Below are 11,047 nucleotides of genomic sequence, written 5' to 3'. Positions count from 1 at the left end.
CTTCGCGCTCCTGGCGCTCGCGCTCGGCGGCCAGCGCACGGGCGCGGGCCTCTTCCTCGGCGATGCGGCGGGCCTCAGCCTCACGGCCACGCGAGTCGGACAGTGCGCGCTGGCGCGCCTCCTTCTCGTCCTCTGACAGGGTGCGCAGCAGCATGCCGGAGGCAGGGCGGGGCGGCGGGGTCGGTGCCGCGGGAGCCGGACGCGGCGCGGCCTGCTGGACCTGCGGCGCGGGCGCGCGGGGTGCCACGGGCTCCTTGACCTCAGGTCCGGCGACGCGCCGCTTGACCTCGACGACGACCTGCTTGGAGCGCCCATGCGAGAAGCTCTGCCGGACAGTGCTCTGCTCGACAGGACGCTTCAGGGTCAGGGTCTTCGGAGGGCTGACGGTCAAGGTCTTGTCGCCCGGGGTCTTGGTATCGCTCATTCTGTGCTCGGTCCTGCCGCGTTCGGTCCAGCCGGTTCGGTCGTTCGATGGTCTACGGAATCGTCACCTGCGGGGTCGGAGCCGGTGGGCTCCTCCGGGGCGGTTGCACCAGCGTCGTTCGTCCGATAGCGAACGAGCCGACGCCAGCGGGAGAGGAAACCCTCGGCCGCTGGTCCTGGAGCAAGCGCCGCATGTATCACATGTGCGCGCCCCAACGCCAATTCCAAATCCGCTGCCGCGAAAATTGCCACGACGGGCACCTTCCGTGGCTTCAGCCGGGCTTCCTCGCGCGCGATTTCAGCTCGTCGCAGGGCCTGGCCGATCTTGCGGCGCCCGTCCTCGGCGCCGTCGCTGGCCTCGATCACGGCAGCACAGCGGCCGGAACCGATCACCGCCTCGACCTTGGCGAAGCCGGCCTGGACCAGCCCCGCCTTGTTGGCCATCGCCAGCGCCTGCAGCGCATCCTTCAGCATCAGAGCGTCGATCATGTCACCCAAATCGGGCGGGACGACGACCTTCGTCTTCAGCGAGCGTTCGAAGGCCCGCCGCCTGACGGCCTCGGCGACGGTCGCGGCGCTGAGGCTGGCCCAGACGCCGCGGCCGGGCAGCTTGCGCCGCAGATCCGGCACCAGCACGCCCTCCGGCCCGACGACGAAGCGGATCAGGTCGTCGGGGGACTTGACCGTCCGCGTCACGACGCAGCTCCGCTCCGGCCCGTCCCTGCGGGCCTGTGGCGTCTCGCGCGCGCCGCGCGCCGCGGCCGGTTTCATCGCGGGCTCCGGCCTCAGGCCTCGGCCGTCTCCTCGGCGGCGGGCTCGGCGTCGTCAGAGGGCGCCTCGACCCAGCCGGCCTGGACGCGGGCGGCCATGACGATCGCCTCGGCGTCCTGCCGCGACAGGTCGAAGCCGTCGAGATAGCCGGAATGACGCGTCGTCTCGCCATCCTTGCGCTCGGTCCAGCCGACGAGATCGTCGGTGGCGCAGCCGGCGAGATCCTCGACGCTCTTCACGTCGTTCTCGCCCAGCGCCACCATCATCGCGGTGGTGATGCCGGGAACTTCGCGTAGCGCGTCCTCGACGCCCAGCGCGCGACGCTTCTCGTCGAACTCGGCCTCGACCGCGGCGAGATAGTCCTGCGCACGGGACTGGATCTCCGCACCCGTCTCCTCGTCGAAGCCCTCGATCGAGGCCAGTTCCGCGAGATCGACATAGGCGACCTCCTCGACGCTGCGGAAACCTTCCGAGGCGAGCAGCTGGCCGACCGTCTCGTCGACGTTCAGCGCGTTCATGAAGATGTCGGTGCGGCTGACGAATTCCTTCTGGCGCCGCTCGGACTCCTCCGCCTCGGTCAGGATGTCGATGTCCCAGCCGGTGAGCTGCGAGGCCAGGCGGACATTCTGGCCGCGGCGGCCGATCGCGAGCGAGAGCTGCTCGTCGGGCACCACGACCTCGATCTTGTCGGCCTCCTCGTCGAGCACGACCTTGGCGACTTCCGCCGGCTGCAGCGCATTGACGACGAAGGTCGCGACGTCGGGCGACCACGGGATGATGTCGATCTTCTCGCCCTGGAGCTCGCCGACCACGGCCTGCACGCGCGAGCCGCGCATGCCGACGCAGGCGCCGACGGGATCGATCGAGGAATCGCGGGAGATGACGGCGATCTTGGCGCGCGAGCCGGGGTCGCGGGCGACCGCCTTCACCTCGACGATGCCGTCGTAGATTTCCGGCACTTCCTGGCCGAAGAGCTTGGCCATGAACTGCGGATGGGTGCGGGAGAGGAAGATCTGCGGGCCGCGGGGCTCGCGGCGCACGTCGTAGACATAGGCGCGGGCGCGGTCGCCGACCTTGAAGGTCTCGCGCGGGATCATCTCGTCGCGGCGGATGATCGCCTCGCCGCGGCCGAGATCGACGAAGACGTTGCCGTATTCGACGCGCTTGACCGCGCCGTTGACGATCTCGCCGATGCGATCCTTGTACTCGTCGTACTGGCGGTCGCGCTCGGCCTCGCGCACCTTCTGCACGATGACCTGCTTGGCGGCCTGGGCGGCGATGCGGCCGAAATCGAAGGGCGGCAGCGGATCGGCGATCACGTCGCCGACCTGGGCGGCCGGGTTGTGGCGCTTGGCCTCGTCGACCGTGATCTCGACGGCCGGGTTCTCGACGCTGTCGACCACCTGGAGATGGCGCGCCAGGCGCAGTTCGCCGGTCTTGGTGCTGATCTCGGCGTGGACATCGGTCTCGGCGCCGTAGCGCGAGCGGGCGGCACGGGCGATGGCGTCCTCCATCGCATCCAGCACGATCTGCCGGTCGATGGATTTCTCGCGGGCGACGGCGTCCGCGATCTGAAGCCATTCGAGCCTGTTGGCTGCGACCACCATGGCGCTCACTCCTCTTCGGTTGTGTCTGGCGGAATCTGTCCGCGTGTCTTGTCGGGGCGCGGCCCCAGCGATTTCTTCCGGCCCTTGGGCGGCGCGGCGATCTCGTCAGCGGTCGGCATTTCGGGAGGCAGTCCGGCCTTGCCGCGGCGCAACGATTCCGTGACGAGCGCGTCGGTCAGCACCAGCCGGGCATCGCTGATCAGCGTGATCGGGATCGCGACGTCGCGCTCCTCCTCGGATTTCGCGTCGTCGCGCGCGAGCAGGGCGTTCTCGCCCTCGACGCCGCGCAGGATGCCGCGGAAGCGCTTGCGGCCATGCACGGGTGTCTCGGTCTCGATCTTGGCGAGATGCCCGGCCCAGCGCGCGAAGTCGCCCGCCCGCACCAGCGGCCGGTCGATTCCGGGCGAGGACACTTCGAGATGATAGGGCACCTGGATCGGATCGTCGACGTCGAGCGCCGGAGAGACCGCCTGGCTGACCTCCTCGCACCCCTCGACATTCATCGTGCCGTCGGGCCGCTCGGCCATGATCTGCACGGTGCAGCCGTTCTGGCCGGTGACGCGCACGCGCACCAGACGGTAGCCGAGATCGACGATCGCCGGCTCGATGATCGCGGCGACGCGTGCGGCGACGCCGCTCTCGACGACGAGGCGCCGGTCGTTGTCCTGTTCCGTGGCGTTCGGCTCGTTCATGCCCTGGCTGCCTTGCCTTCGGCCGGTCGAGCCGGCCGCGATCGAAGGATGGTGCATGATCGCGTGGTGCCGCATCGGCCCGCTCGGCCCGCGTCATGCTCCGGCTCGGGCAGGGCTGTGGCCAACAAAAAAGAGCGGGCCTTCCGGCCCGCTCTTGATCATCGGCTTACACCGGAACCAGAGCTGTTACGCGCTATTTAGTCCGCATCGGCCCGGCTGGCAAGAGTTCTTCCCGCCAGGCTCTGTCACACCCCCGGTACCAGGGCGGGACGCCGCTAACGCGCTGGTCATCCTTCTGCGCCATGGTGAGGCTGCTGCGCGTTGTTTGGGGATCGGGTATGAGTTCTGTCAGTTCGCTGTTGCGCGATCTCGAGACGACGATGGTGCGCGGCTCCGCCGACGAACGGACGCAGATCCTGTCGCGCCTGACCGATCTGTTCCTCAGCACTGCCGCCGTGATGGACGAGGACCAGGTCGGCATCTTCGACGTCGTGATCGGTCGGCTTTCGCGGGCGATCGAGCTCAGGGCGCGCATCGAACTCTCGGAGCGGCTGGCCCCGGTTCCCAACGCGCCGGCCGGCGTGGTCCGCCAGCTCGCCTTGGACGAGATCGCGGTGGCCCGCCCGGTCCTGGTCGCCTCGCCCCGCCTCACCGACCAGGATCTCGTCGCCATTTCCGCGGCGAAGGGGCGCGATCACATGCTCGCCATCTCCGAGCGCGACGACATCGCCGAGCCGGTCACCGATTTCCTGATCCTGCGCGGCGGGCGGCTGGTGACCCATGCCATCGCCGCCAATCACAAGGCGCGTTTCTCCCATCACGGCATGGGCGTGCTCGTCATGCGCGCAAACCAGGACGATGCGCTGCAGACGGCCCTCGGGGACCGCAGCGACCTGCCGGCCGAACTCGCCGCCCAGTTGATGGCGGCGGCGAAGAACTCGGCCCGGCGTCGCCTCTTCGCCGACCTCGATCCGGACATGGCCGCGGCCATCGGGGACGCGGTCGAGCGTGGCGCGCGGGCCGTCGCCGCGGATGCGGAAATCCAGGGCAACCTCGAAACGGTCAACGAAGCACTGACGGAGATCAACCGTCTCCATCAGGCGAAGGAACTCGACGAGGCCGCCATCATCCGCTTCGCCGCGGCAGGGGCCGCCGAGCATGCGATATGCGCCGTCGCGGTGCTGTCGGAGCTGAGCCTGCCCGCGGCCGAACAGGCCATTCGCGGGCCGGATCGCGACGCGGTCCTGCTCCTCGCCCGCGGTCTCGGCTGGTCCTGGGATACGGCGGCGGCCCTCATTGGGCTGCGCAAGGATTTCGGCAAGTCGGACGCCGCGGTCGAGCGGGCCCGGCAGCATTTCCGGACGATCCCCAAGGAGACCGCTCAGCGCGTGCTCGGCTTCCTCAGGATGCGCGACGCACAGCCGTGAGATAGCTCGGCACCCGGCCGGCCGCCACGGCCTTGGCCTCGTAGCGGGTCCGGATCCAGCCCGGATAGGGCTGCCGCCAATCGTCGGCCCTGGCGTCGGTCCAGTCGAAATCCGGCGAGCGTGCCAGCCGCGCCAGCGTCCACCCGACATAGTCGTCGATGTCGCTGGCGAAGCGGAAGCGCCCGCCCGGACGCAGCGTCCGCGCGAACAGCCCCAGCGTGCGGTCGGAGACGAAACGGCGCTTGCGCTGACGCCGCTTCGGCCAGGGGTCGGGATAGAGCAGGTCGATCGCGTCGAGGGAGCCCGCCGGCAGGCGCGGCAGCATCAGCGCCGCATCGCCGTCCCAGATGCGAATGTTGGTCAGGCCCTCGCGTTCGATCACCGCGAGGAATTTTGCCATGCCGTTGATGAAGGGCTCGACGCCGATGAAGCCGATCTGCGGGCTTTCCCGCATGCGATGGAGCAGGTGTTCGCCGCCGCCGAAGCCGATCTCCAGCCGCACGGCGTCCACGGCCTGCGGGAACAGGGCCGCAAGGTCGGGGATGTCCGCCTCGGGCAGCCGCAGCTTGGGCAGCACGGTGTCGATCATCGTGCTCTGGCCGTCGCGCAGGGCTTTGCCCTTGCGCCGGCCGAAGAAGGCGCGGTCGGCATCGTAGTCGTGTGTCATGAGCGGTCTTTGAAAATGTCTCAGGGAAACGCGCGTCATCCTGGACAAGCGGCGAAGCCGCGCAGTTCCGGGATCCATCATGAGTCGCCGATGCTGCCCGATGACGGATCCCGGCGCTCCGCTTCGCTACGGCCAGGATGACGGCGCGTTTCTAGCGCAATCCGCCAAAAGAAAAAGGCCGGGACTGAGCCCGGCCTTTATCGATGTCAGTTCGAAGCCTGCGCTCAGGCGACGGCCTTCTTCAGCGCGTCGACCAGATCGGTCTTCTCCCAGGAGAAGCTGCCGTCGCGGCCGGCCTTGCGGCCGAAATGGCCATAGGCCGCCGACTTGGCGTAGATCGGCTTGTTGAGCTGCAGATGGGTGCGGATGCCGCGCGGGGTCAGGTCCATGACCTCGCCGAGCACCTTCTCCAGCTTGGCCTCGTCGACCTTCCCGGTGCCGTGCAGGTCGACATAGATCGACAGCGGCTTGGCGACGCCGATGGCGTAGGAGAGCTGGATCGTGCAGCGCTCGGCGAGCTTGGACGCGACGACGTTCTTGGCGAGATAGCGCGCCGCATAGGCCGCCGAACGGTCGACCTTGGTCGGGTCCTTGCCGGAGAAGGCGCCGCCGCCATGGGGCGCAGCACCACCATAGGTGTCGACGATGATCTTGCGGCCGGTCAGGCCGGCATCGCCGTCGGGGCCGCCGATGACGAACTTGCCGGTCGGGTTGACGTGCCAGACGGTCTCCTTCGAGATCCAGCCCTCGGGCAGGGTCGCGCGGATATAGGGTTCGACGATCTTGCGGACGTCGGCCGAGGACAGGCTCTCGTCGGTGTGCTGGGTCGAGAGCACGATCTGGGTCACGCCGACCGGCTTGCCGTTCTCGTACTTGACCGTGACCTGGCTCTTGGCGTCCGGGCCGAGCTTGGCTGCGCCGCCTTCCTTCGCGTGGCGGGCCTTGGCCAGCACTTCGAGGATCTTGTGCGAATAGTAGATCGGCGCCGGCATCAGCTCCGGCGTCTCGCGGCAGGCGTAGCCGAACATGATGCCCTGGTCGCCGGCACCCTCGTCCTTGTTGCCGGAGGCGTCGACGCCCTGGGCGATGTCGGCCGACTGGGCGTGCAGCAGAACGTCGATCTTGCACTTCTTCCAGTGGAAGCCGTCCTGCTCGTAGCCGATCGCCTTGATCGCGCGGCGGGCGGCCGACTTGACCTTGCTCTTCATCGCCTTTTCGTCGAGCGAGGTGCGGACCTCGCCGGCGATGACGACGCGGTTGGTCGTGGCCAGCGTCTCGCAGGCGACGCGCACCTGGGCGGCATCCATGCCGGCCTTGGCGGCTTCCTTGAAGAACAGGTCGACGACCTCGTCGGAGATCCGGTCGCAGATCTTGTCGGGATGGCCCTCGCCGACGGATTCGCTGGTGAACAGGTAATTCTGGCGTGACACGGTCGGACAGCCCTTGATCAGCGGTGGGACGGAGACCGGCACGAAGAAGGGCCGATCGACGGAAAAGCGGCATCCTCTTTGCAGTGGACGCGTTCGCCGTCAAGCACGACAATCCGTTTATCGGGAGCCTCGTTCGGCAAGCAGAACGCGCAGCGAGCAAAAATCAGCCGTTTGCGCCGTCTTCCTCCGCCAGCGTCTCGACGAGGTCGATGATCCGGCGCCGGACCTTGGCGCTCTTGATGCGGACGAAGGCCTTGGTCAGCTGCACGCCTTCGCTGCTGGACATGAAGTCCGAGACATAGGCATTGGCGGCGGAATCGGAGAAGCCCCCGGTCGGCATGTCGCCCGTGGGGGCGCCCTCGAAGAAGAAGGAAACGGGCACGTCGAGCATCTTGGCGATCTGCTGCAGCCGGCTCGCGCTGATCCGGTTCGACCCCTTCTCGTATTTCTGGACCTGCTGGAACGTCAGCCCCAAGGCGTCGCCGAGCTTTTCCTGGCTCACGCCGGCCAGCATCCGCTGCATGCGGACACGACTGCCGACATGACGGTCGATCGGGTTGGGGACTTTCTTCAACATGGTGTTGGCCTTGGCTAGGGGCGCCGGCTGGGATGCATGATCGCGCGGGCCGGCACAGTCAATTGGTTCGAGGCGGCGGAGGCGAGGACCTTACCCGGTCGGTTTACAAGTTCCAAATGGGATTAGTGGCGGCGCAGGCTGCGGGACAGGAGCAGGAATCCTGCGAGCATGGCGGCATAGATGAGGTCGCCGAACCGGCTGTAGGACGTGGCGGGGCCAGCGCGCGGCAGGCCCATGTCGAGGACGCCTTCGCTGCCGAGAGGCAGGCTGCCGAGAACCCGGCCATAGCCGTCCGTCACGGCGGAAATGCCCGTATTCGCGACCCGCACCAGTGGCAGCCCCTCCTCGATCGCGCGCAGTCTGGCCTGGGCGAAATGCTGGTACGGGCCGCTGGTCCGGCCGAACCAGCCGTCATTGGTCAGGTTGAGCATGAAGCCGGGCCGGGGACCTTGCGGCGCCACCTCGGCCGGGAAGACGACCTCGTAGCAGATCAGCGGGGCGGCCGGCGGCAGGCCGCGGATCGCCAGGGGCAGCCGGCGCGTCCCCGCCGCGAAACCGCCGGGCACGGAGACGAATTCGGACAGCCCGACGCTCCGGATCAGCCGTTCCAGCACCGCCGGCAGATATTCGCCGAAGGGGACGAGATGCACCTTGTCGTAGCTCGAGACGATCGCGCCCTCGTCGTCGACGACCTGGATCGCGTTGAAGATCGGCGGGCGGCTCTCGCCGGGCAGTGTCTCGCCGGCACGGGCTGCGCCGGTGATCAGCGTCGTGCCGGGCGGCAGCAATGCGCCAATGCGCGACAGCGCCTGGGGCGTGCGCCCGAGCAGGAAGGGAAAGGCCGATTCCGGCCAGATCAGATGGGTCACGGCCTGGACGCCCGGCGTGGCGGGGCTCGTCGCCCGGTCGCTCAGTGCCAGATACTGGTTCAGGATCGCTTCGCCGTTGCGGGCGTTGAATTTCGCGTCCTGCGGCAGGTTGGGCTGCATCAGCCGCAGCTTGACGCCGGCGACCAACGGCACTGCATCGGCCGGGACGCGCCACAGCCCGAAGCCGATCAGCCCGGCCAGCGCGACGAGCGCCATGACGGGCGCCTGCCACCGTGCCCGGGGGCGCTCGGCCGTGCCCAGCGTCGCGGGCGCGGCCCCGATCGCGACGGAGAGAAGCGTCAGCCCATACAGGCCGATGACCGAGGCGATCTGGGCGATGTGCGGCTGCCCGGCCAGCATCATCCCGTAGACGTTCCAGGGAAAACCGGTCAGGACATGCCCGCGCAGCCATTCGCTGAGCGAAAGCATGATGGCGAGGATCAGGATCCGCCCGGTGCCGCTGGGCCAGAGCAGCCGCGCGCAGCCGAAGGCGAGCGCCGGGAAGAACGCGAGCAGGGCCGGCAGCGCCACCACGCCCAGCGGCATCGCCCAGGCGAACTTGTCCGCTTCGACGAGGAAGGCGGCGCCCAGCCACCACAGCCCGGCCAGGAAGAAGCCGAAACCCCACCACCAGCCGGCCGCGGCGGCCGCGCGGAACCGCGCGGCCGTGCCGGTGCCGACCGCACCGTCGATCAGCCAGATCGCGGCGGTCATCGGCACGACGATCAGCGGCCAGAGGTCCAGCGGCGGGAGGGCGAGCGCACCGCTCGCCCCGGCGGCGAGCGCGATCAGTCGTCTGCGCCATCCCCAGGCGAGAATGACGCCGTCCGCCAGGCCGGCGAAGCCCATCAACTCGCTTCCGCCGCTCTGTCGCCGCTCTCGCCGGAGACTCGCTGGACGATGCTCAGGCGCTTGACCCGGCGCTGATCGGCTTCGAGGATCTCGAAGGTGAGGCCGCCCGGCCCCTCGACGATCTCGCCGCTGGCGGGAACATGGCCCGCTAGCGTGACGATCAGTCCGCCCAGCGTGTCGACGTCTTCGGCCACTGGATCGTCCGACAGATCGATCCCCGTCGCCTCCTTCAGCTCGTCGAGGGTCGCGCGGGCATCGGCGGTGAAGCGGCCATTGCCGTCGGGCGCGATCGTCGGCGCCTCCTCCAGATCATGCTCGTCCTCGATGTCGCCGACGACGATCTCGATCAGGTCCTCGATGGTGACGAGGCCGTCCGTGCCGCCATATTCGTCGATGACCAGCGCGATATGGGTCCGCGTCGCCTGCATCCGTACCAGGAGATCGACCGCCGGCATGGAGGGCGGTACGTAGAGCACGGGCCGCATGATCTTCGTATCGGCCAGCGTCCGCGTCAGATCGACCGCCGCGAGGTCGTGGAAGGCGGGCTCAGACAGGCCCGCCGTCGGCTCGGCCCTCGCCTGACCGGCGATGAACTCGAGGAAGTCGCGGATATGGACCATGCCGCGGGGGTCGTCGAGGGAATCGTCGAAGACCGGCAGGCGAGAATGGCCCGCGGTCCGAAACCGGGCCAGGACCTCGTCCAGCGTGGCGTCCGCCGGCACGGCGATGATGTCGGCGCGGGGGATCATGACGTCGCCGACACGGCGCTCACGCAGGCTGAGCACATTCGAGAGCATGGCGCGCTCCTGCGCGCTGAGATCGGCGAGCTGGCCGCTGCCCTGGGCCAGGGCGTCGGTGATCTCTTCGCGGATCGTCCCGCCGCCACGCAGGCCGAGCCTGTCGAGGAAATGGCTGAGCCAATGGGTGAGGCCGCGTCCGGCGGCTTCGTGCTGGGTCTGTCGACTGTCGTCGCTCATGATCGGTGGGGTTGGTCCGGGGTTGAAAAGGGCGTGGGCGCGGCTGCAGCCTCGTCCGCGCCGACGAGGTCGCCGTCGGCATAGGGGTCTGCGATGCGCAGCCGCGCGAGGGCCGCCACTTCGAGCGCCTCCATGCGCTGCGCGTCGGCGTCGGTCTCGTGATCCTCGCCGAGCAGATGCAGCAGGCCGTGGATCACCAGATGGCTGAAATGGTCGGCGAGGGCCTTGCCCTCGGCCTCGGCCTCGGCCGCGACGGTCTCGAAGGCGATGACGATGTCGCCCAGGACGGGGCTCGCCGCGATCCTGTCCGCCGACGCGGCCGGAAAGGAGAGAACATTGGTCGCCTTGTCGAAGCCGCGCCAGTCCCGGTTGACGATGCGGATGCGACGATCATCGGTCAGCAGCAGGCTGAGTTCGGCGCCCGCCGCCGGCTGGACCGGCGCCACGGCCAGCCCGGCCTCGATCGCCCGCAGCGTCTGCGCGCGCAGGGCAGCGAGATCGCCGAGCGCACGCCATTGCCGTGATTGCGCCCTCAGGGCGATCACCGGGCAGGCGGGCGATGTCGCGGGTCGCGGCGCCGAACGCCGCCCGCGAGGTCGGTCGTTCATCGCGGCCGCTCCCGCGAGAGCGTGCGCTTCAGGCCCTCGGTCTCGCTCTCGATCGGCGCTTCGGGCAGGGGAGCGCGCATCCGCTCCTCGCGTTCCTCGCGCTCGCGCCGGGCCGCGCTCTCATAGGCCATGACGATACGGCGCACG

General features: G+C 69.0%; 11 protein-coding genes. 1 reads left to right on the top strand and 10 read right to left on the bottom strand.

What is annotated here, in order from left to right; genetic code table 11:
* From Q8M82_RS22650 to rimP, 4 genes are all read right to left on the bottom strand, one after another.
* On the bottom strand, positions 1-424 hold a 424-nt coding region (locus tag Q8M82_RS22650), incomplete at its 3' end, for a translation initiation factor IF-2 associated domain-containing protein (RefSeq protein ID WP_305693552.1).
* Positions 421-1,194 (bottom strand): RNA-binding protein, encoded by a 774-nt coding sequence (locus tag Q8M82_RS22645; RefSeq protein ID WP_305693551.1) that lies wholly within the window; start codon positions 1,192-1,194, stop codon positions 421-423. The genes Q8M82_RS22650 and Q8M82_RS22645, both read right to left, overlap by 4 nt.
* A gap of 14 nt (positions 1,195-1,208) precedes the next feature.
* Positions 1,209-2,801, bottom strand: a complete 1,593-nt coding sequence (gene nusA / locus Q8M82_RS22640; protein WP_305693550.1) for a transcription termination factor NusA — start codon at positions 2,799-2,801, stop codon at positions 1,209-1,211.
* Between the two features lie 5 nt (positions 2,802-2,806).
* Positions 2,807-3,493, bottom strand: coding sequence for a ribosome maturation factor RimP (gene rimP, locus Q8M82_RS22635; RefSeq protein ID WP_305693553.1), 687 nt, complete (start codon positions 3,491-3,493; stop codon positions 2,807-2,809).
* Between the two features lie 338 nt (positions 3,494-3,831).
* On the opposite strand from rimP, the gene Q8M82_RS22630 reads away from it, so the two are divergent.
* A complete protein-coding gene (locus tag Q8M82_RS22630; RefSeq protein ID WP_305693549.1) occupies positions 3,832-4,920 on the top strand; it encodes a DUF2336 domain-containing protein in 1,089 nt (362 codons plus the stop codon).
* On the opposite strand, the gene trmB is transcribed toward Q8M82_RS22630, so the two are convergent.
* The 6 genes from trmB to ybeY all read right to left on the bottom strand — a co-directional run bounded on the left by trmB (position 4,895) and on the right by ybeY (position 10,900).
* Positions 4,895-5,587: a tRNA (guanine(46)-N(7))-methyltransferase TrmB gene (trmB, locus tag Q8M82_RS22625; protein ID WP_305693548.1), complete on the bottom strand. Its 693-nt coding sequence runs from the start codon at positions 5,585-5,587 to the stop codon at positions 4,895-4,897. The genes Q8M82_RS22630 and trmB overlap by 26 nt on opposite strands.
* Positions 5,588-5,811: 224 nt before the next feature.
* Positions 5,812-7,059, bottom strand: coding sequence for a methionine adenosyltransferase (metK, locus tag Q8M82_RS22620; RefSeq protein WP_371126444.1), 1,248 nt, complete (start codon positions 7,057-7,059; stop codon positions 5,812-5,814).
* A gap of 121 nt (positions 7,060-7,180) precedes the next feature.
* Complete coding sequence (locus Q8M82_RS22615) at positions 7,181-7,594, bottom strand: helix-turn-helix domain-containing protein (protein ID WP_305693546.1); 414 nt, start codon at positions 7,592-7,594, stop codon at positions 7,181-7,183.
* A 122-nt stretch (positions 7,595-7,716) separates the two neighbouring features.
* Positions 7,717-9,312, bottom strand: coding sequence for an apolipoprotein N-acyltransferase (gene lnt / locus Q8M82_RS22610; RefSeq protein ID WP_305693545.1), 1,596 nt, complete (start codon positions 9,310-9,312; stop codon positions 7,717-7,719).
* Positions 9,312-10,292: a hemolysin family protein gene (locus tag Q8M82_RS22605; protein WP_305693544.1), complete on the bottom strand. Its 981-nt coding sequence runs from the start codon at positions 10,290-10,292 to the stop codon at positions 9,312-9,314. Before Q8M82_RS22605 ends, lnt begins: the two co-directional genes overlap by 1 nt.
* Positions 10,289-10,900 (bottom strand): rRNA maturation RNase YbeY, encoded by a 612-nt coding sequence (gene ybeY, locus Q8M82_RS22600; RefSeq protein ID WP_305693543.1) that lies wholly within the window; start codon positions 10,898-10,900, stop codon positions 10,289-10,291. The genes Q8M82_RS22605 and ybeY overlap by 4 nt, the downstream gene beginning before the upstream one ends.
* Between the last annotated feature and the right edge of the window lie 147 nt (positions 10,901-11,047).

Origin of the sequence: Allobosea sp., assembly GCF_030694325.1 — a bacterium.
Lineage (GTDB): Bacteria > Pseudomonadota > Alphaproteobacteria > Rhizobiales > Beijerinckiaceae > Allobosea.
The sequence above is the reverse complement of the archived record's forward strand: the minus strand, read 5'-3'. Positions and strand labels throughout refer to the sequence as shown.